The organism is Pseudomonas sp. OE 28.3, assembly GCF_014268205.2.
Taxonomy (GTDB): Bacteria; Pseudomonadota; Gammaproteobacteria; order Pseudomonadales; family Pseudomonadaceae; genus Aquipseudomonas; species Aquipseudomonas edaphica.
Genome location: NZ_CP077082.1, coordinates 1,027,033 through 1,048,314, shown reverse-complemented (window position 1 = coordinate 1,048,314; position 21,282 = coordinate 1,027,033). Strand labels below are relative to the sequence as shown.

The window sequence follows — 21,282 nt, the reverse complement described above, 5'->3', positions numbered from 1 at the left end:
CGTTTCTATGCCTGAGCTAGTGGTATACGAAGGGAGTTTACACTGCACGCAGGCTAATCAAAACTATCCATGCTATGACTTATATTTCTTAGACTTAGCAGTAAACTTCGATGATTATAAGTTAGCATGTAAAATCGCATGTAATATCCTGGCTAACATAATGCGCAAGAATTGGAGTCAATAGATGGATTACTTATCCATCGAGGGTATTATCAAACACGTTAAGATGCACCCCGCTAGGTATTTCTTAGACTCTGCTTATGCTGATCAAGCTTTAGCTGTGCATTTGGACGCAACAACCGATCAAGGAACCAGGAAGAGGACATCTCAAAAAAAAATCTTACGTTATTATAAAAGGTTCAATTTCCTGAATCGGTCGGCCGCAGTCCTCGAGGCTAACTGTGGACCAATACCCATACCGATGCGTACCGGGATAGATTGTAAATCACATATAGCAATCGAAATTAATCCTAAAATTTGTAAGTACGCAAAAAACAACCGCACATTGCGAACCAAACATAACGTTATTAACTCAGTGTTTAAGTATTGGCTACGAACCACAAAACTGCGTTTTAACGTCATTATCTTAGGATACGAAACCTTAAATTCTTTGCATGCGGATAATCTGAGAGAAGTTTTACGCTTGGCCCATCGAGCACTTATGCCAGGTGGATTTGTAATTGGAGAGTTTCGTCCTTGGGGAAACATGGCTGGCATATCTGTGTACCCAGATCTAAAATGTCAGAATACTAATCAACTAACGATTCTCACCCGTAGGTATAGGGGAGCATGCAATATGTCTCTATACGAGTCTAAATTAAGATTAGTAGATGCATACTTAATTGAATGCTTAAGGCGAATAAACGTGTACAGGGCTTTTCGATTTGCTGGTTTTCGGCACGTCGACACTCGCCAGTTGAGCTCTATATTATACACAGATGTAACCGAATGTAGAAGTAATATACTATTTGTTTTTAGGAAGCCTTCCATATGAAAAAGAAGATAGTAATTTATGCCTTTAGGCATGATCACTTATTAGTATTTTTTCATAAAAAATATCCTGAGGTAGGATATCAAGTACCAAGTGGCACTATTGAACCAGATGAATCTCCGCTAGTTGCAGCACGTCGTGAATTCTTCGAAGAGACGGGACTTACTGTTCAGCTTGAGGACCTAAAGAGTGTTGGTGAAGGCCGCCACGATATGTGGCCATTCCGCGACGAAGTACACCATAGGTATTTTTTCGTATTGCGCTCAAAGACTTTAGATAGCGCCCCTTCAAATTGGACTCACATGGAGGTTCATCCAGACAATACGACTACTGAATTTGTATTTCAATGGATACCGTTGAAGATGGTAGATTTCCGTTTTTTGGCGGTTGGTCAGGCTCGCTTAATAGAAGCGGTTTCTTCAAGATCTGTAGTGCCAAAACTGCACCCCCGCATTGAGTATGACTGTCTATCTACACTAATTGACAAAAGAAAAACTGACGCTACCAAGTATATTGCCGCCGCGTGGAATCGTACTGAAGATCAAACTGAGTTAGAGTATAGTGAGGGCGCCGACTTTACGGCCATGCACCAAGCCACATATTTTATACAGCTAAGTGCTGAGCGAAATTCTGCTGAGTTGGCTGCTCATGGTAAAGCAGTGATGGATAGTCTAAAAAAGTATTCAACAGACTCTCCATTTATAGCCTCGCACACTGAGATGTTTCGTATTGAAACGACACACGAATCGCCGTGTTACTTAATTACAGCACACACTAGATTGGCACCAAAGAAGATTTTATCTAATGTGCATTCCGCTATTTCTCTGATTGAAGAATGTGGCTATTTTCACTTCATAAGCCTCTCAAAGATCATCTGCCTGCTTGACAACGTAGCTAATGATGCACCGAGCCAAAGCTACACTCTGGAATGTTTACCAGGCACAGTATTCTGTGACTTTTCAGCTCACTCCGTGCGCATGGCTGAAATGATCTTACATGAATCCATACACAACTGGTTAAACATGGCAATAAACTCCGAAATGATAGAAGTTCCAAATGATCAAACATTTTTCTCACCTTGGCGAAAGAAATTACGCCCTGTAGTAGGTCTAATTCATGCCGCCTTAGTATTTTCAGTGTTATTAGAGTTCTTCTTCTACCTCAAAAAATCTCGACAGGGCCATGAATACCATGATTATTTAGACAGTCGGATAGCCGTAGAGCAACGTAAACTGGAAGACTCTAAAGCGATCCTTGGAGAGGCATTGGCGATCTTTCCAGAAAGCAAAACAAAAGCCATTATTTGTGAAGAAATAAATCGCGCCTTCAACGGTAAGTATAGATCATGAAACTTTCAAATGATTTCTTGTATGAGCGTTTATTCCCTAACTTCAAGTCTTCGCTATTAGAAAATAAGAGCTATGATCATATGATCGATGGCCGGTGCGTGCACTTCTTCTTTCTCCTTCTTCACCCTGTGTTGTGTAAGATTCATCCAGACTGCGTAGCAACGGAAGGAGATAGTGATGTCCCTATTGGTTTTTTTCTTCCGCGGAAGGAAAAACTTGTTCTTAGCGGTTATTCGTTTATTACAATTGAGGTTTCAGGAATTGAGATTTACTTACACAGCGCTCCCGGAAAAACACTGGATAGCGCAGCAACCAAAAAGCTCTATGCAGCAATCAAATCATTAGAACAGGCTAGCTTTGCTTGGCTGGTGAATTTATCAATAGGCAACATTGTTATACACGACATTGAATGTTCGAAAAACTTTTATAGCGTCAACCTTAGTTCATCTCAACTGCTCGAACTAGACTCATCATCTCTCGCAGAATTATTAATTAAGGGTGCCGCCATAAACTTCATAAGTTCATTCATTCGTAGTGAGAAGTTTATATACGGCATATCCTCTGATTCTGTTGAGCGTTTCAGCACGGAATTTTGTGATGCCATTACTCTGTGCTGGGCTGCGAGGGCCAATATCCCACACTCAATGACTGCAATAGGAGACTGGACCGCAGCTTCGCTCGACCTTGAATTCAGAGGATTTCCGCTGACTAAACATATCTTCTCATTGTGGCTTCCTCAACCCGATCGCTGGTCGCTTATTGCAGGTTCTCCATATGATTATCTCACTTGCCTCGCTGATTTTAAGGAAAAGGAGAATACATAGATATGTTTATAAGCCTTGAAGGTTGCGATGGCAGCGGCAAGACCACTTTTAGGTCTTTTTTAGAAAATGCTTTGGGCAAATTAAATGTTAATTGCCACACAATAGGACAACATTCTTGGCTGTCCCCAATCGAAACTTATAAAATAGTAGGATTACGTCAACAGCGAATAAAATTAACTACCGCAGAAATCACTTCATCCTATGTTCAGGATAAATATCATCATACGATTAAAAATATTGCCCCTAAGCTATCCTCAGGAATAGTACTCGCCGATAGGTGGGTGCACAGTGATATCGCTTATCATTATGCGCTATATTCGGTACCAATGGAGCATACGATAGCTGCGCAGAAAGCATGCGGAGTTATATTGCCATCTATTGTTATTTATTTGCGCACACCAGTCGAATTAGCATACGAACGAATTATTCAACGCGGACGGATAGCTCAACACTATGAGCGTCCAGCTGAACTTAATTTAATTCAGCGCGCCTATAATCAGCTTTTGATCGAATCTAACAAAACTATAAATTGCCAAGTCGTTGTAGTAGATAATATTACAGACATTGATACCCTCCGGCGCCTTGCTTTTGACATCGCTAAAAAATTAAAAACCACGATGGATCGCCACAATGATAAATAATAATGAATTTATTGGAAAGCTAAGGGACTTTCTAAATATGAAATTTATTCATGGCACATCTATGCTTTTAACTGGCTCAATCGCAGAAGGTTTGGAATCACCAACCTCCGACGTCGATATATTTTATTTTGGCCCTCAGGCTATTACGCCACCACTCTTAAACTTAATATTTGAAGATCGAAAGATAGAGCTTACGTTTTGGGGTGAAAACGAGTTAAATCTTGTGTTAGACGATTTAAATAGAGAATCATATATTGGGCTAAGCCAAAGGCGCTTGGAACAAATCAGCAAACTCATTCGTGGCTTTGTGATCGACGGCCCGATACCGGAACAATTACTTATCATAAGAAACTCAAGCTGCCTATTTATGGAACGACTTATTTGCTACTTCTACTCAATGCTTCAGCCTATGTATGACGATGTCGTAGGTAGTGATATGCACGAATCAGAGATCACGGCTAGCTATCAAGCGCGTTGTCTCTTCGAGTTTGCATTAGAGGCATTCCTTGTGGCTGGAGGTGATTTTTATTTGAAAACTAAGTGGCGGCCAAGGAGAATCGATAGAACTTATGCACAATCGGAGCCCGTTGCTATCATCTTTAGAAAGTCAGTACTTGGAAGTCCCGAACAAGTCAGAATCAAGGATTTTCTATATGCCGTAAGACGAATTTTTTTTAGAGCCATACTAGCGATTCCAGACAACATACATCAAGATATATTATTGAGTGGTTCAACTCAGTATTGTATTTCCTCTTGGGTATTTTTTTATGCGGACGGAGATCGTTACTATGTCAAGTCCAAACAAGTCATGTACTCAATAGACTTAACGACCCTGAAGATCTTAGCAGCTTTTAACGAACCTAGTAATATCGAAACAGCCTTACACGCATGTTGTTTTTCTTTAGGAATTGGCCAAGCAAAAGCAAAAGAAAGAATTGATGCATTAATTAATCGCAAGTTAATACAGCCAGAACACGAAGCGTAAAGAGTAAGCTTCAGCCCTGTGGATCTTTACGGGTTTGGTGACGATTTCGGAAACATCTCCGAAAAGGACCGCAAGCAGGATATAAACGTCGAGACGTCTCTTAGTCTGGCGAAACGTATACATAATCCACATTAATTTCGGCGGCTGAGTGGGCGACAGGCAGGATGTTTCTGGGGACACCGATATGATTTAGCTACCAGTTGACATACTGCAGCAAAAAGATCACTGTTTATCGAGGATACGAAGCACAATTTTTAGATTGGATACAAGCTGAAAACAATCGGAGTGCTACTCCTATTAGGCATTAAAATCCAAATGCAAACTGAATACTATCTATCATATTCAATAGAAGATAAGGCCTGTTCAGATTGCCCCAGTATGTTTGACACTGCCTCCAATAGAACCAAGCAGCTGAAGTTTGTACCAATACGATTGGCACTAGCTGCGCTTAGCGCCGAAGCGAAAAAAAACATTCAGATGCTGTGATATTTTTTGGCGGCTGTGTTGTCAACATCAATCTCACTGAGTCGACACGGCGTCGATATTCCATGCCCGACACTGGCGTGTTGTGTGATCCATTGTGACGAAACCCACGTCCAAGTACTCAAAGAGCCGGATCGAGACCCGACCAGCTAATCCCGGATGCGGGTACAAGCCAGTTGCCCGCTAGAGCGGCCAGTGATTCTTTTTGATTACACCACCAGCCGAGCGCAGGAGGTGCCGTTGCGACTGCTTGGCGACTGTCTCGGCTACGTAATGACCCACGATTATAACGCGGTGGCGTTGCAGTCTGGAGTGGAGCGATTGGCTGCACGCACGTCGTAAGTTTGTCGATGCGCAGAAAGTGCAACCTAAGGGCAAGACCAGCCGTGCCGATATCGCGCTGGCGATGATCAATAAACTGTATGGCATCGAGCGTAACCTCAAGGACCTCAGCAATGAGCAGCGATTTATCGGTCGTCAAAAAATAAGTCTGCCGATCTTGGCCCAGTTGAAAAGCGGGCTGGATAAAACGCAATCTCAAGTGGCACCACAAAGTGTGCTGGGCAAGGCGGTGAATTATCTGGCCAACAACTTGAGCCAGCTGGGGCGCTACGTGGCAGCTGGTTTTTTTATCGATCGACGGCAATCCGGCCGAAAGAGCGATCAAGCCGTTTGTAATAGGACGCAAGGCCTGCTGTTCAGCGACATGCCCAAAGGCGCCACCGCCAGTGCCCAGATTTACAGTTCGGTCGAGGCCGCCAAGGTCAACGGCCAGGAGCCCCATACGTGGCTACGCCACGTACTGGAAGACGGCCGCAAGCGCAATCGGTTGGGGACTACGGAGCCTTACTACCATGGAACTACTTGCTAGGAATGTCACAATAAACGACCACCTTGCGTTTAGGTAGGTGTAGTTCGTGGATCGGTTACGATAAAAGGGCATTCGCTCAGTTCTCGGCAATATGTATGCCTGTGTGTATGCCTGACTTATTGAGTAGTATATAAAATGTATTAAATACAGATAGCTTTGGGTTTGGTTCAAATGACTGCGTACCACCAAGTACTAAAAACGGCTTACCGAAAGGTAGGCCGTTTTTTTATGCCTGCACAAAAGTGCTCGGGCATACTCTCTGCGATTAACATCCCAAAATGCTGCTTTGAGTGCCATCCATGAGCCTGAGCGTATTCGCAATCATCCTGCTGGGCGCCGCCCTTCACGCCACGTGGAATGCGGTGGTCAAAGGCGGCGTCGACAAGCTGCTGACCACCTGCATGATTGCATCCGCCGCTTCATTGATTGCGCTGGCGGCCATCCCGTTTCTGGCGCTACCGGCCAGAGAAAGCTGGCCCTTCATCGGCGCATCGGTGGTTTTGCAGGTGTTGTATTTCGTACTGGTGGCCTCGACCTACCGCATTGCCGACATGAGCCAGACCTATCCGATCATGCGTGGCACTGCGCCACTGCTGGTGGCGTTGGTGAGTGTGCTGGTGTTGCACGAGCCACTCTCGGCGTTTGCCTGGCTTGGCATTGGCGTGATCTGCCTGGGTATCTTGAGCATGGCCGCAGCGCCCTCGACCGGTCATAAAAAAGGACTGGTGCTGGCGCTGATAAACGCCTTGGTGATAGCCGGCTATACGCTGATTGATGGCCTTGGCGTGCGCAAGTCCGGCGCACCCGCGGCTTACACGCTGTGGATATTTTTGCTGACCGGCATCCCGCTCGCCGCGTGGGCCTTAGCCGCGCGGCGTGCAGCGTTCTGTCGCTACGTCGCCCGTAACTGGCAGCTTGGCGCCGTCGGGGGCGCAGGCACTGTGGCGTCATACGGCCTGGCGTTGTGGGCGATGACACACGCGCCCATCGCGACGGTTTCGGCCTTGCGTGAGACCTCGATCCTGTTTGGCGTAGTGATTTCGGCGTGGGTGCTCAAAGAGCATCTCACGCGGGCTCGCATCATTGCCGCCTGCATCATTGCCGTCGGGGCGATGGTGTTGCGCCTGGGCTGACCAGGACACATGCGCGCAAAAAAACTGAGGATCTGTACTTTGACGCTCCACGTAACCCACTGCTAGTGTCCTGCCTCCCTACATGGAGCACCTGTGATGAAACTGGATATCTATCAAGTCGACGCGTTCAGCCAACAGGTCTTCGGTGGTAACCCGGCGGCCGTCTGCCCGCTGACCGAGTGGTTGCCCACAGAGCAGCTTCACCACATCGCCGCCGAAAACAACCTTTCCGAAACCGCATTTTTCGTGCCTCGTGGCGAGGTGTATGAGCTGCGTTGGCTCACCCCCGAAGTCGAAGTGGACCTGTGTGGCCATGCGACGTTGGCCGCTGCCTGGGTGCTGATTCACAAACTCCCGAATCCCCCTGAGATCTTGCGTTTTGCCACCCGCAGCGGTGAGCTTCGCGTGACGCGCAATGGCGACGAACTGGCAATGGACTTCCCGGCCAAACAGCCCGAGCGTTGCGAGCCGCCAGCCGGCATGTTGAGCGCGCTGGGCCTCGAACACGCCGAGGTGTATGCCACTGATGACTATATCGTTGTCGTTGATGACGAAGCCCAGGTCGCGGCACTCACGCCAGATTTTGCACGCCTCAAGGGCCTGCCCAAACGCGGGATAGCAGTGACGGCCAAAGGCACGCGCTTTGATTTTGTTTCCCGTTGGTTTGGCCCGAATGTGGGCGTCAATGAAGACCCGGTCACCGGCTCGGCACACACCTCGCTGGCACCGTTCTGGGCCGAGCGCCTGGGCAAGTCGCAGTTGAGCGCCGAACAGGGCGGCAGGCGCCGTGGGCAACTGCGGTGTGAACTCAAAGGTGACCGCGTGATCATCTCAGGCCATGCAGCACTCTACCTGCAAGGCACGATTTACCTGTAAAAGGGATTGCCCAAGGACAACAGATCATTCTCAAAATGAACGGAGTTCAGCGCGTGTTCACGATTTTCCGCCGTCAACTGTCGATGGTTGCCGCAGCCCTGGTGCTGGCCGGCTGCCACACACCTGTCAACGAACAGCCTCCGGCACCGGAACTGGGCTCGGGTTACCGCACCGACCTCACCACCCGCCACGCCGAACGCCATATGGCCGCCGCCGCCAACCCGCTGGCGGCCGAAGCCGGGCGGGAGATGTTGCGCCAGGGCGGTTCGGCGATTGACGCCGCGATAGCGATGCAGGCGGTGCTGACCCTGGTGGAACCGCAGTCTTCCGGCATCGGCGGCGGCGCGTTCATCATGCTGTGGGACGGCAAGAACGTACACGCCTATGACGGCCGTGAAACGGCGCCCGCCGGCGCGACTGAGCGCTTGTTCCTGAAGGCCGACGGCACGCCGATGGCGTTTCCCGAAGCGCAGATTGGCGGACGTTCGGTCGGCACGCCGGGCGTCTTGCGGGCACTGCAGATGGCGCATCAAAAGACCGGGCACCTGCAATGGTCCAAGTTGTTTGAACCGGCGATCAGGCTGTCGGAGCAAGGCTTCGCGATTTCCCCACGCTTGCACGCACTGATTGCGGCCGACCGCTACATTCCCCAGTCGCCGGAAATGGCGGCTTACTTTCTGAACGCCGATGGCTCGCCTAAAGCCACCGGCACACTGTTGAAAAACCCGGCACTGGCTGCTGTGTTCAAGCGCATCGCCAAGGAAGGCCCAGACGCGCTGTACCACGGGCCGATTGCCGATGAAATCGCGCGCAAGGTCCAGGGCAATCGCAATGCGGGCAGCCTCTCGCAGGCTGACCTTAAGGGTTACACCGCCAAGGAACGCACGCCGCTGTGCACCGACTACAAGCAATACCGGGTGTGCGGCATGCCGCCGCCGTCGTCGGGCGGGATAGCCGTCGCACAGATCCTCGGCACCTTGCAGGCAGTGGAGGCCCGTGACCCGCGCCTGGCCATCGCGCCGATGAAACCGGTGAAGAGTGCATCGCCTACCGGCCTTGAGCCTGTGCCCGAAGCCGTACACCTGATCGCCGAAGCCGGCCGCCTGGCGTTTGCCGACCGTGCGCTGTATGTGGCCGACTCGGACTTCACCCCAGTACCGGTCGCGGGCCTTGTCTCCCCCAACTACCTGGCACAGCGCGCCACATTGATTGGCGAACGCAGCATGGGCATTGCCAAGCCGGGCACACCAGCGGGCATCCAGGTGGCCTACGCGCCGGACCGCTCGCCGCTGCGCATCTCCACCTCGCAAGTGGTGGCAGTGGATGACCAGGGCGGCGCGGTGTCGATGACCACCACGGTAGAAGCGGCGTTCGGCTCCCACGTGATGGTTCAGGGCTTTTTGCTCAACAACCAGATGACCGACTTTTCGTTTCTCCCTGAAGAAAACGGCCAGCCCGTGGCCAACCGCGTCGAACCCGGCAAGCGCCCTCGCTCAGCCATGGCGCCTACCCTGGTGTTCGACCGCAAGAGCGGCGAGCTGCTGGCGACGGTGGGTTCACCGGGCGGTTCGCAAATCATCGAATACGTGAGCAAATCCCTGGTGGCAATGCTCGACTGGAACCTCGACCCGCAAGCCGCCATCAGCCTGCCCAACTTTGGTAGCCGCAACGGCGCGACCGAGTTGGAGGCCGGCCTGTTCAGCCCTGCGTTGAAACAAGCGCTGCGTGACAAGGGCCACGCGTTGAGCGAAATCGATATGACCAGCGGCATCCAGGCCATTGTTCGCACGCGCGATGCTCAAGGCAAGGTAACCCTGAGCGGCGGCGCCGACCCTCGGCGTGAAGGCGAAGCGGTCGGTGACTGAATGTTCTACGAACGGAGAGCGTGCTGTGCAACAGGCCGATAACCTCGGCGCCCTTGGCGGCGTCGACCATGGTTTTTGCTCGATCAATGACCCCCAGCGCCCGGATGCAGTGTTCATCTGCAAGCAGGTACACAGCGCGACGGTGATTGAATGGCAGGCGCAGTTGGCAACCAACAGCGTGGCGGCGGATGGCGTGTTCACGCGCGAGCATCAGCCGATTGCGGTGATCACAGCCGATTGCCTGCCCATTCTTATCGCGGCTGAAGACGGTGCGACGGTCGCAGCGGTGCATGGCGGTTGGAAGGGGTTGCAAGGCGGGATCATCGCCAATGGCGTGCAGCAATTTGCCGACAAAGGCATCGCCGTGGAGCAGTTGCAGGTGGCAATCGGGCCGTCAATCAAACCGTGCTGCTATGAAGTGAGCGAGGACTTTATTGCGCAGTTTCAGGCGGATCAAGGCCATCTGTGGCCTGACGACCGGGCACCGTGGAGCTTCGTACAACCGGCGCCATTGCTGCCCCCCGAAATTGCCCCGCCCTATGCCAGGCAAACGGGAAGTGCCTGGTTTGATTTGAGCGGCTTCGGGGTAATGTTGCTGTTAGCAGCAGGGCTTAAGCGTGAGCAGATCGAAGTCAGTGAAGTGTGTACGTATTGCACATCCTCCACTTTCGCCAGCTATCGCAGGCGCACGCATCACCCTGAAGAAGCGAAGACGTTGATCTATTCGTGGATTGCTCGCAACCCCTGATCAGTGCCAAGGGCGCTTTTGTGGCGAGCGGGCTTGCCCCGCGTTGGGCTGCGCAGCAGCCCCAATTTAGCCACTACGTTATTTCAAGGTAGAACCGTGCTGTCTGGTGTTGGGGCCGCTTCGCGCCCCAACGGGAGCAAGCTCCCTCGCCACAGAGGCCACATGTTACTCGAGTCATTTCATCGGCTGATCTTAAGCCCCTTACGCCCGGCATGCCGCTCCAGCGCCAGCTCGATCAACCGGCTCACCAGCTCGCTGTAACTCATCCCCGCCGCCTGCCACAGCTTCGGGTACATGCTGATACGTGTGAAGCCTGGCAGTGAGTTGATCTCGTTGATCAGCACTTCACCGTCATCGGTGAGGAACACATCAACCCGCGCCAGGCCTGCGCAGCCCAGCACTTCAAACGCCTCAATGGCGAGGTGGCGAATGCGCTCGCTGGCTTCGACGCTGATATCGGCCGGCACCACCACTTGGGCCGCCTGGCCGTCGATGTATTTGCTGTCGTAGGAGTAAAAGCCATTGCTCACCACAATCTCGCCACAGCCACTGGCGATGGGGTTGTCGTTGCCCAATACGGCGCATTCGATTTCACGGCCTTGGACCGCGGACTCCACCAGCACTTTTTCATCGAAGCCCAAGGCCAGTTCAACAGCAGCATGGTACTCGGCCTCGTTGCCAACCTTACTCACACCCACCGAAGAACCCTGGTTGGCGGGTTTGACGAACATCGGCAAACCGAGCTTGTTCACAGCCGCTTCAAACGAGGTACGCGCCGCGTTGCGGCGAGTCAGGGTGATAAACGGTGTGACAGCAATACCGGCATCGCGCAGCAGACGCTTGCTGATGTCTTTGTCCATGCAGACCGCCGAACCCAGCACGTCGGAGCCGACGAAAGGCAGGTCGGCCATGCGCAGCAGGCCTTGCAGGCAGCCGTCTTCGCCGAGGGTGCCGTGGACGATGGGGAAGATCACGTCGATATGTTCCAGCAGGCCCTGACCGGAGGTTTCCACCACTTGCTGGTTGGCCTTGCCCGGCACCACTGCAAGTTCACGGTTGGATTGGTTAAGAGCGATGAGCGCCGGGTTTTCCTGGTTGATCAGAAAGTTCGACGTGTCGTTGAGGTGCCAGTGGCCGGCCTTGTCGATGCCGATCAAGACCGGCTCAAAGCGCGAACGGTCCAGCGCATCGACGATATTGCGCGCCGACTGCAACGAGACTTCGTGCTCGGCCGAACGGCCACCAAAAATAATACCTACACGCACCTTGCTCATGACCCGGCCTCACTGTTGAAAGTAAGGCTTCTTACCATGAGCGGTCAGCGATTCGCTACCAGATGTGCGCCGAACAGCAGGTAGCAACCACCGGCAAAGCGGTCGAGCCATTTGCGTGAACGCGCGTAAAGGCTGGCCATGCGCTCGCTGGAAAACACCAGGGCAACACTGGAATACCAACTGAACGACAAGGTGGCCATGGTGATGACGGCCAGGGTAAGCAGCGCGGGCGAAGGAGATGGCGGCATGGTCGAGGCAAAGGCCGTCGCGACGAACAGCGCAGCCTTGGGGTTGGACAAGTTGCCCAGTAACCCGAACCGCCAGGCAGAGAACAATGAGCGGCGCGGTGCGTCGGGCAGAACCGTCTGGCCCGCAGCCGGAGCCGAGCGTTTGAACAACTTGAGCCCAAGGTAGATCAGGTAGCAACCGCCGATGATCTTGAATGCCAGGTAGAGCATCGGCGCGGCGGTAAACAGCGACTTGATGCCCAAGCCGCCCGCCAAGCCCCAAATGATCGTGCCGCTGGCTACACCCGCCGACGCCACAACGCCATGGCGCCTGGAGCAGTTGGCAGCCAACTGCGCGGTGTTGAAAAAGTTCGGCCCAGGCGTTACGACAGCGACTGTCCACAGCAGCGCCAGCGAGACCAGCGGGGCCACATAGGCAGGGTTGATAACGTCCATGGGCAGCTCCGTCAGCGCAGTACACGAACCCGGATCATAGGCCTAGCCCAACGCCTGCACAATCGTACAAGACCTCGGCAGACAACCGATGCAGACTCGGTTAACGTGTTTCCACCTCTACATGTGACAAGTCATCATGGGCCAACCCACTTCCACCCTCGACTGGCTGCACCGCGCCCCGCACGCCAGCGGCCTGGACCGTATCGAGGCGTACTTTGCAGGCTTTGCGTTTGACCCGCATCGCCACGACACCTACGCCATCGGCCGCACCTTGTTTGGCGTGCAAAGCTACCACTACCGTGGCTGCATGACCCATAGCCTGCCGGGCAGGACCATGGTGATTCACCCCGATGAATCCCATGACGGCCGCGCCAGCAGCGTGGAGGGGTTCAAGTACCGGATGATTTATGTGGAGCCGGCGCTGATCCAGCAGATTCTCGGTGGTCGGCCATTGCCGTTTATCCACAACGGTTTGTCGACTGACCCACGCCTTTTCCGCGCCAGCGAAGTGTTGCTGCAAAACCTCGACTGCCCGGTTGACCCGATGCAGGAACAGGACGCCCTGTTCGACCTGGCACACGCGCTGAACGCGGCATCCGGCGCGATCATCAGCCGCAAGTCGTTCGATTATGTGGCTGCCGAGCGCGCCCGCGAGTTTATCCACAGCGCCCTGGGCCGCAGCATCACCCTGGATGAAATGGCCGACCACTGCGGGCGCGATCGCTGGGCGCTGTCGCGAGACTTTCGTTTGTTGTTCGGCACCAGCCCCTACCGCTACCTGACCATGCGCCGGCTGGACTTGGTGCGCAGCTTGCTGGCCCAGGGCCAATCGCTGGTGGACGCGGCGCTGACCGCAGGTTTCACCGACCAGAGCCATATGACCCGGCAATTTCGCAGCACCTACGGCATGCCGCCGTCGCGATGGGTGAAGATGCTAGGGCGCTGATTGGCCCACCTGAAATGCGATTAAACCTGTGGGAGCTGGCTTGCCTGCGATGGCGGTGCATCAGTCAATATATTGGGTGCCTGACACACGCTATCGCAGGCAAGCCAGCTCCCACAATGCGGGGTCGCCGGCAAAAACACTCACCCGGCCTGCAGAACGCTGCAGCCGTGGCTTACAATTGGCGCCCGACAACCGGTGCACCGATGCTGAGGAAATTTCCGCCGGCGATATGGTGCAAGGTGCGCAATTCGTCATGCCCTTCGAAGTGCCAATGCCCGTCGCTGAACACGCGCTCGTCGGCATAGGCGCCGATCACTTCGCCGAGAAACAGGTCGTAGGTCTGCTGGTTGTGCGGCTCGGGCAGCAAGCGGCACTCCAGCCAGGCCACGCAGCCTTCCAGAAGCGGCGCCTGGGTGTGCTCGCCACTGAAGGTGTGCAGGCCGTAGGCGGCGAACTTGTCGGTCTCGGAACCGCTGGTATTGCCGACCGTCTGCACCAGATCGGCCTGCGCCACACAGGGTACTTGCAACACAAACGTGCCGGCGCCTTCCAGCAGTTGCCGAGTCCAGGTGGACTTGTCCAACACCACGGCGACTTTGGGCGGTTCAAAATCCAGCGGCATCGCCCAGGCGGCGGCCATGATGTTGCGTTTGCCATCGTGGGCTGCGCTGACCAGCACAGTCGGGCCGTGGTTGAGCAAGCGGTAGGCCTTGGACAGCGGAACGGGGCGACGGTGGGTCGGGCTCATGGAGGGTCGGCTCTTCAAGCAAGAAAAAACCTACGATACCTCAAGCACACGCCCTACGGGTCAGCTCGACAGCTGATTGGCGAACTGGCCCACCGCGCTGACGACTTTTTGCGCACCGTCCTGGATCTCCACGATCACCGTGCCCGCCTCGGCCGCCAGGGCCAGGCCTTGTTCGGCCTGCAGGCGGCCATCGTTCATCAAGGTCACTGCATCGCGGGCCATGTCCTGGTTCTGGCGGACTACGCCGACAATCTCTTCCGTGGCTTTGCTGGTACGCGAGGCCAACTGACGTACCTCATCGGCCACCACCGCAAAGCCACGGCCCTGTTCACCGGCACGTGCCGCTTCAATGGCTGCGTTGAGCGCCAGCAGGTTGGTCTGTTCGGCGATACCGCTGATGGTCTTGACGATAGTGCCGATCACTTGGGATTGGGCATTCAGCGCCTCGATGCCGTCACCGGCCTGTTGCATATGCTTGGCCAGATCACGCATCACATCCACCGCCTGGGTTACCACGGTGGTGCCGCGCTGGGCGCTGTTGTCGGTTTGCAGCGAGGTGCTGTAGGCGATATTGGCAGCCTCGGCCACGGCTTGTTCCTGATTGACCTGATCGGTAATCACCGTGGCGAACTTGACCACTTTGTACAGGCGGTCATTGGCGTCCAGCACCGGGTTGTACGTGGCTTCCAGCCAAACCGTGCGGCCATGGCTGTCGACCCGTTTGAAGCGTGCCGCAACAAATTCACCGGCGTTCAGGCGCTTCCAGAACTGTTGGTATTGGGCACTGTTGTACTCCTGCGGTTCGCAGAACATGCGGTGATGTTTGCCCTGGATCTGCGCCAGGCTGTAACCCATGCCGCCGAGAAAGCGATCGTTGGCCGTGAGTACATGCCCGTCGAGGTCGAACTCGATCACCGCCGTGGAACGCACCAGCGCGGTAATCAGGTTTTCATGCTCGCGCGACGCCTCGATGGTGCGGGTGAGGTCGCTTGAGTAAATCGAAAAATGCTTGATGCGCCCCTCCGAGTTGCGCACCGGCTGCACAATCGAGCGCAGCCACGCTTCCTTGCCGTTGCCACGCATCAGGCGCACGGTGCCGGCGAAGTGTTCGCCGCGCACCAGGGCATTTTTAAAGCGCAGCTGGAATTCGTCCTGGCGCACATGCGGCGGCACCAGCTCATCAATGTGACGCCCCACAATGTTACTGGCCTGGTAAACCAGTTCTTGCAGGAAGTTGGCATTGGCCCACTCCACCCGGCCGTCGGCATCCAGCGTCAGGCACAGCATTTCACTTTCCAGGCTCTCCTTGACCTGCTGCAAGCTCGACAATTCTTCGCGAAGAGCAGACAGCTCTTGCTTCAGGCGGGTATTGAACATGGGGCACCGATGGGCATTGGGTGAGGTGTATCTGACCTGCATCGGCGCTGCGGGCGTTTTCTGAAGCGTTTTTTTCGCCGCAGCCAGCTGTCTTTTTTTGGATCCATTAACCGCCGTTGTTTCGACACACACCCATCACTTGGTATTCCAGGGTATTGAGCTTGCCGGTGGAGTCTTCATAGGTCATGCGCGAGGGCACCGCCTCGCAGGAGCGGATCGGCGGCGTTACGTTCACCACCTTCTCAATGTCCAGCTTCATGCCATAGCGGTAGGCCTGCACCTCGGGTGCGGGCTTGCCCTTCTTTTCGGCGTAAGCAGCCATGGCTTTTTCATTGCGCTCCATCATCAGGGCAAAGGTGCGGTCCCCGCCGCCTTCGGCCAACGCGCCAAAAGACAGGACCGCGACCAATACACCCAGGGCAACTTTATAAGCGTTCATCATTAGTTCCTCGTCAGAAAAGTTCAGTGACGAGATTAATCAACCAACCCTGACGCAATGTTCACCAAAACATTACTTATTTGTTAGGTGGCCGTGAGTTTCCAGAATTGTAATGTTCACGCCATGAGTTCGTTATCCGCGGTTTGCAACTATCGGCCCGGGCCAGATCAATAAGAACGCCCGCCTCTATAAGAAGCTGAAAACTGCCACTACCCAGGAGCGAACCATGCGCATTACTAACCATATCCTTCCCTTTTCCTTGCTCGCCGCACTGCCCCTGGCGGCCGTGGCCTTAGAGGACAAGCCCGACGGTTTTATCGAAGGCAGCAGCGTGAACGTGCTGGCGCGCACGTTTTACTTCAACCGCGATGACCGCAAGGGCCAGTCCAGCCCTACCGGCAACGGTTACTCTGAAGCCCTGGCGCAGGGCTTGATCGGCAAATTCGAATCCGGGTTTACCCAAGGCACCGTTGGCTTCGGCCTGGATGCGTTCGTCATGTACGGCCTCAAGCTCGACTCGGGCACCGGTCGCAGCGGCGGCAAGGGGTCGTTCGGCGTGCTGCCGGTAGACAGCGACAACCACCCCGAAAGCAGCTACAGCAAATTCGGCGGCGCGGCGAAACTACGGGTGCTGGATACGGTGATAAAAGCTGGCGATGTGTTCCCCGCCACGCCGGTGGTGGCCGCTGGCGATTCGCGCCTGTTGCCGGAAAGCTTTCGCGGCGTCACCGCTCACAACACCAGCTTTGAGGGCCTGAGCCTGCAAGGCGGGCGCTTGAGCGGCATGAGCCAGCCGAGTGAAAGCGGCATGAACAAGGGCTTTGCGACCTTCTATGCAGGTAAGGTCGACTCGCCCTGGATCGGCTATTTCGGCGGCGAATACGCGGTGAACAAACACCTCAGTGTCAGTGCGTACAGCAGCCGCCTGAAGGACGCCTGGGACCAGTACTACGTCGGCACCAACGCCAGTTACCCATTGAGTGAAAACGTGTCCTTGTTCGGTGACGTGAACTATTACAAGGCCGTGGACGAAGGCAAAAAACTGCTGGGCGAATTCAACAACAACATCTGGAGCGCCAGGCTCGGGGTCAAGGTCGGCGCCCACAGCCTGGCCCTCTCGCACCAGCGCAACAATGGCAATGACGACTTCGACTACCTGCGCCAGTCGGACTCGATCTTCCTCAACAACTCGATCCAGTACAGCGATTTCAACTCGCCCAAGGAGCGCTCATGGATGGCCCGCTACGACCTCGACATGCAGGCCTTCGGCATTCCCGGCCTCTCATTCATGACCCGCTACGCCAAAGGCACCGGCGCCGACTACAGCAATGCCAACGCGGTGTACATGCGCCGCGATGCAGCCGGTAACCCGCTGACCGATCAACGCCGATGGGAACGGGATATCGAGGCCAAGTACGTGGTGCAAAGTGGCAGCCTCAAGGATTTGTCCTTGCGTTTACGCCAGGCCACGGTGCGCTCCAGTACGTTCGAGTCAGACCTGGAGGAAGTTCGCTTGATTGCCGAGTATCCACTGGTTGCACTGTGAGCCCTTACATTCGTTTGCCGTTAACTAACATCTGTTCACAAATAGCCAGGTATCAAAACTGTAATATTGAGCTCAGCTTCCCGTTAAGTTGAAGTTCCTATACTCGCATCAACTTATTTGCACCGAGCAACATTCGTCTCTAGAAGCTTTTTTGTAGCTCCTTTGGAAAGAGATGAATTTTTAACGCCCCTCGGGGCGTTTTTTTTTGCGGGCAGGTTTAGCAGCGACCAATGGTCGCAGTTGACCCTGAAGCTACTTCACGGTTCAGACTTTTCCTACTCCCAAAACACCTGATTCCATAAGGAAATGGAGCCCTTATCCCTCAGTAAAAGGTAACCCCCCATGCGTATCCTTGTGGTTGAGGACGAGCAAAAAACCGCCGACTACCTGCAACAGGGCCTGAATGAAAGCGGCTATGTGGTGGACTGCGCGTCCAATGGCATCGACGGCCTGCACCTGGCCGGGCAGCACGCCTATGAGCTGGTCATCCTCGACGTCAACCTGCCGGGCAAGGATGGCTGGGAAGTGCTGGAGCAATTGCGCCGCAATGGCACACAACGGGTGATGATGCTGACGGCCCGTGGCCGCCTGGCCGACAAGATCAAGGGCCTGGACATGGGCGCCGATGATTACCTGGTCAAACCCTTCGAGTTTCCCGAGCTGCTGGCGCGGGTGCGTACCCTGTTGCGGCGCAGTGAGCATATCCCCCAGCCGGACGTGTTCCGCGTTTTGGACCTGGAACTGGACCCGCGTCGCCATCGCGCCTATCGCGGCACCCGGCGTATCGACCTGACCACCAAGGAGTTTGCGCTGCTGCAGGTGCTGATGCGCCAGACCGGCGAAGTACTGACCCGCACGCAGATTATTTCGCTGGTGTGGGACATGAATTTCGACTGCGACACCAATGTGGTGGAAGTCTCCATCAGCCGCCTGCGGGCCAAGGTCGATGACCAGAGCGAAGTGAAACTGATCCACACCATTCGCGGCGTGGGTTATGTGCTGGAGGCACGTGGATGAGAACCGGGAGTTTGTCGATGCGCCTCGGCTTGACGGTCAGCCTGATGGGCGCCGGCCTGGTGCTGTTGCTGGCGACCCTGGCGTACGTGGCCCTGACCCACGAGTTGGAAAAGCTGGCGCGCAAGAACCTGGAAAGCAAGATGGAGCAGATCCAGCACAGCCTGGCCCAAGGCCTGGATGCCAACCGCATCCGCGCCCGCCCGCACTCATTGATGGACCTGGTGATCGGCCACGACAATTTCTACCTGACCATCGTCGGCACCGCACCGGATGAAAGCGTCTTGCTGAGCATCGGCGCCAAGCCCCAGGAGCCTTTGCTGACGGACTTCACCCCCAGGGAAACCCTCGGCTACCTCAATTGGGCCGACAGCAATGGCAACCAGGTGCTCAGCGCCTCCAGCCTGATGCGTCTGGCCAATGGCGAACGGGTGCGCGTACTGCTGTCGCTGGACCGCATGGACGATCAGGCGTTGCTCAGTGCCTACCTGCGCGCCACGTTGATTGCCTTGCCGATGCTGCTGATCCTGATCGGCATGGGCGCCTGGTGGCTGGTGCAACGCGGGCTCGCGCCACTGAAGCAGTTCAGTCATGTGGCGGCCAAGGTCACCACCCAGGACCTGACCCACCGTTTATCCATCGACAACCTGCCCCAGGAACTGGGCGAACTGGCCCATGGCTTCAACGTGATGCTCGACCGCCTGGACGCGGGCGTGCAACAGCTGTCGCAGTTCTCCGACGACCTTGCCCACGAAATGCGCGCGCCACTGACCAACCTGATGGGCAAGGCTCAGGTGACGCTGTCCCGCCAGCGGCCACCGGAGGAATACAAAGCAGTGCTGGAGTCCAACACCGAAGAGCTCGAACGCCTGGCGCGCATCGTCTCCGACATGCTGTTTCTGGCCCAGGTCAGCCATCCGGCCGCGCGAGGCTCATTTACCCAAGTGTCGCTGGCAGAAGAGGCCCATCGAGTGATGGATTTATTCGCCTTGAGTGCCGAAGACAAACAACTGACCCTGACCCTCAGCGGCGATGCCCAGGTACAGGGCGATCGCCTGATGATTCAACGAGCCCTGTCCAACCTGCTGTCCAATGCCATTCGCCACAGCCCGGCGCAGTCGCATATTTCAATGCTGGTGGAGGCCTATGGCAATCAGGTTGCGCTGTCGGTCAGCAACCCCGGCCCGGGGATTGAGGCGCAGCACCTGCCGCACCTGTTCGAACGTTTCTACCGCGTGGACAGCAGCCGCGCCCGTACCGAAGGCGGCACCGGGCTGGGCCTGGCCATCGTGCAATCAATCATGGCCCTGCACCAGGGGCAGGCTGATGTGCGCAGCCTGCCCGGTGGCTTTACCTTGTTTCGCCTGGTGTTTCCTCGGGTATTGCCTGAATAGGGAATGCGGACTTCAAACCAAAGCCGATCCCCTGTGGGAGCTGTCGAGCTTTAGCGAGGCTACGAAAGCGGTGGGTCAGGCAACTTATATGTCGCCTATGCCGCCGTCTTCGCAGCCTCGCTGGGGCTCGACAGCTCCCACAGTTGAGCTTTGTTGCTGGTGGAATCTGCGTTCGACGCGATGGCCCTGCTGACCAAGACCTAAGCAACAAAGCCGATCCCCTGTGGGAGCTGTCGAGCTTTAGCGAGGCTGCGAAAGCGGTGGGTCAGGCACCTTATTCTCGCCTGTGCCGCCGCCTTCGCAGCCTCGCTGGGGCTCGACAGCTCCCACATTTGAGCTTTGTCGCTGGTGGAATCTGCGTTCGACACGATGGCCCTGCTGACCAAGACCTAAGCAACAAAGCCGATCCCCTGTGGGAGCTGTCGAGCTTTAGGGAGGCTGCGAAAGCGGTGGGTCAGGCAACTTATATGTCGCCTATGCCGCCGTCTTCGCAGCCTCGCTGGGGCTCGACAGCTCCCACAGTTGAGCTTTGTTGCTGGTGGAATCTGCGTTCGACGCGATGGCCCTGCTGACCAAGACCTAAGCAACAAAGCCGATCCCCTGTGGGAGCTGTCGAGCTTTAGCGAGGCTGCGAAAGCGGTGGGTCAGGCACCTTATTCTCGCCTGTGCCGCCGCCTTCGCAGCCTCGCTGGGGCTCGACAGCTCCCACAGTTGAGCTTTGTTGCTGGTGGAATCTGCGTTCGACGCGATGGCCCTGCTGACCAAGACCTAAGCAACAAAGCCGATCCCCTGTGGGAGCTGTCGAGCTTTAGCGAGGCTGCGAAAGCGGTGGGTCAGGCACCTTATATCTCGCCTGTACCGCCGCCTTCGCAGCCTCGCTGGGGCTCGACAGCTCCCACATTTGAGCTTTGTCGCTGGCAAAATCTGCGTTCGACGCGATGGCCCTGCTGACCAAGACCCAAGCAACAAAGCCGATCCCCTGTGGGAGCTGTCGAGCTTTAGCGAGGCTGCGAAAGCGGTGGGTCAGGCACCTTATATCTCGCCTGTGCCGCCGTCTTCGCAGCCTCGCTGGGGCTCGACAGCTCCCACATTTGA

General features: G+C 55.3%; 17 protein-coding genes and 1 pseudogene. 13 read left to right on the top strand and 5 right to left on the bottom strand.

The window, feature by feature from the left end; translation table 11 throughout:
- Positions 1 to 990 precede the first annotated feature (990 nt).
- From HU759_RS04520 to pgeF, 9 genes and pseudogenes are all read left to right on the top strand, one after another.
- Positions 991 to 2,340, top strand: coding sequence for an NUDIX hydrolase (locus tag HU759_RS04520; RefSeq protein ID WP_170036151.1), 1,350 nt, complete (start codon positions 991 to 993; stop codon positions 2,338 to 2,340).
- Entirely contained in the window at positions 2,337 to 3,164 is an 828-nt protein-coding gene (locus HU759_RS04515) for a hypothetical protein (RefSeq protein ID WP_170036149.1), read from the top strand. The genes HU759_RS04520 and HU759_RS04515 overlap by 4 nt, the downstream gene beginning before the upstream one ends.
- A 2-nt stretch (positions 3,165 to 3,166) precedes the next feature.
- Positions 3,167 to 3,805: a deoxynucleoside kinase gene (locus tag HU759_RS04510; protein WP_170036147.1), complete on the top strand. Its 639-nt coding sequence runs from the start codon at positions 3,167 to 3,169 to the stop codon at positions 3,803 to 3,805.
- Positions 3,795 to 4,790, top strand: a complete 996-nt coding sequence (locus tag HU759_RS04505) for a nucleotidyltransferase domain-containing protein (RefSeq protein ID WP_170036145.1) — start codon at positions 3,795 to 3,797, stop codon at positions 4,788 to 4,790. Before HU759_RS04510 ends, HU759_RS04505 begins: the two co-directional genes overlap by 11 nt.
- A gap of 522 nt (positions 4,791 to 5,312) precedes the next feature.
- A pseudogene (locus HU759_RS04500) lies at positions 5,313 to 6,158 on the top strand (IS66 family transposase); the annotation flags it as partial.
- Between the two features lie 285 nt (positions 6,159 to 6,443).
- Positions 6,444 to 7,277 (top strand): EamA family transporter, encoded by an 834-nt coding sequence (locus tag HU759_RS04495; protein ID WP_170036143.1) that lies wholly within the window; start codon positions 6,444 to 6,446, stop codon positions 7,275 to 7,277.
- 96 nt (positions 7,278 to 7,373) lie between these two features.
- Positions 7,374 to 8,153 carry a PhzF family phenazine biosynthesis protein gene (locus tag HU759_RS04490; RefSeq protein WP_170036141.1) on the top strand — a complete coding sequence of 260 codons (780 nt, stop codon included), beginning with the start codon at positions 7,374 to 7,376 and terminating at the stop codon, positions 8,151 to 8,153.
- A gap of 35 nt (positions 8,154 to 8,188) precedes the next feature.
- Positions 8,189 to 10,018, top strand: coding sequence for a gamma-glutamyltransferase (gene ggt, locus HU759_RS04485; RefSeq protein WP_170036139.1), 1,830 nt, complete (start codon positions 8,189 to 8,191; stop codon positions 10,016 to 10,018).
- 25 nt (positions 10,019 to 10,043) lie between these two features.
- Positions 10,044 to 10,766: a peptidoglycan editing factor PgeF gene (gene pgeF, locus HU759_RS04480; protein WP_170036137.1), complete on the top strand. Its 723-nt coding sequence runs from the start codon at positions 10,044 to 10,046 to the stop codon at positions 10,764 to 10,766.
- A 179-nt stretch (positions 10,767 to 10,945) separates the two neighbouring features.
- Here pgeF and ddlA read toward each other — a convergent pair whose 3' ends face one another.
- Both ddlA and HU759_RS04470 read right to left on the bottom strand, forming a co-directional pair.
- Positions 10,946 to 12,040, bottom strand: coding sequence for a D-alanine--D-alanine ligase (gene ddlA / locus HU759_RS04475; protein WP_017137670.1), 1,095 nt, complete (start codon positions 12,038 to 12,040; stop codon positions 10,946 to 10,948).
- Positions 12,041 to 12,084: 44 nt separating this feature from the next.
- Positions 12,085 to 12,723 (bottom strand): LysE family transporter, encoded by a 639-nt coding sequence (locus HU759_RS04470; RefSeq protein ID WP_170036135.1) that lies wholly within the window; start codon positions 12,721 to 12,723, stop codon positions 12,085 to 12,087.
- Between the two features lie 136 nt (positions 12,724 to 12,859).
- Here HU759_RS04470 and HU759_RS04465 point away from each other — a divergent pair, with 136 nt between their 5' ends.
- Positions 12,860 to 13,669 carry an AraC family transcriptional regulator gene (locus HU759_RS04465; protein ID WP_017137672.1) on the top strand — a complete coding sequence of 270 codons (810 nt, stop codon included), beginning with the start codon at positions 12,860 to 12,862 and terminating at the stop codon, positions 13,667 to 13,669.
- A gap of 172 nt (positions 13,670 to 13,841) precedes the next feature.
- On the opposite strand, the gene HU759_RS04460 is transcribed toward HU759_RS04465, so the two are convergent.
- The 3 genes from HU759_RS04460 to HU759_RS04450 all read right to left on the bottom strand — a co-directional run bounded on the left by HU759_RS04460 (position 13,842) and on the right by HU759_RS04450 (position 16,233).
- Entirely contained in the window at positions 13,842 to 14,417 is a 576-nt protein-coding gene (locus HU759_RS04460) for a flavin reductase family protein (RefSeq protein ID WP_017137673.1), read from the bottom strand.
- 60 nt (positions 14,418 to 14,477) lie between these two features.
- Positions 14,478 to 15,794 (bottom strand): PAS domain-containing methyl-accepting chemotaxis protein, encoded by a 1,317-nt coding sequence (locus HU759_RS04455; RefSeq protein WP_170036133.1) that lies wholly within the window; start codon positions 15,792 to 15,794, stop codon positions 14,478 to 14,480.
- A gap of 106 nt (positions 15,795 to 15,900) precedes the next feature.
- A complete protein-coding gene (locus HU759_RS04450; protein WP_170036131.1) occupies positions 15,901 to 16,233 on the bottom strand; it encodes a DUF2790 domain-containing protein in 333 nt (110 codons plus the stop codon).
- A gap of 226 nt (positions 16,234 to 16,459) precedes the next feature.
- Between HU759_RS04450 and HU759_RS04445 the strand changes: the two genes are divergently transcribed.
- The 3 genes from HU759_RS04445 to HU759_RS04435 all read left to right on the top strand — a co-directional run bounded on the left by HU759_RS04445 (position 16,460) and on the right by HU759_RS04435 (position 20,187).
- The gene (locus tag HU759_RS04445) at positions 16,460 to 17,779 is read left to right on the top strand and encodes an OprD family porin (RefSeq protein ID WP_170036129.1); all 1,320 of its coding nucleotides are present in this window, start codon (positions 16,460 to 16,462) and stop codon (positions 17,777 to 17,779) included.
- Positions 17,780 to 18,121: 342 nt separating this feature from the next.
- On the top strand, positions 18,122 to 18,796 hold the full coding sequence (locus HU759_RS04440) for a heavy metal response regulator transcription factor (protein WP_017137677.1): 675 nt from the start codon (positions 18,122 to 18,124) through the stop codon (positions 18,794 to 18,796).
- Positions 18,793 to 20,187, top strand: a complete 1,395-nt coding sequence (locus tag HU759_RS04435; protein WP_170036127.1) for a heavy metal sensor histidine kinase — start codon at positions 18,793 to 18,795, stop codon at positions 20,185 to 20,187. The genes HU759_RS04440 and HU759_RS04435 overlap by 4 nt, the downstream gene beginning before the upstream one ends.
- Positions 20,188 to 21,282: the final 1,095 nt, after the last annotated feature.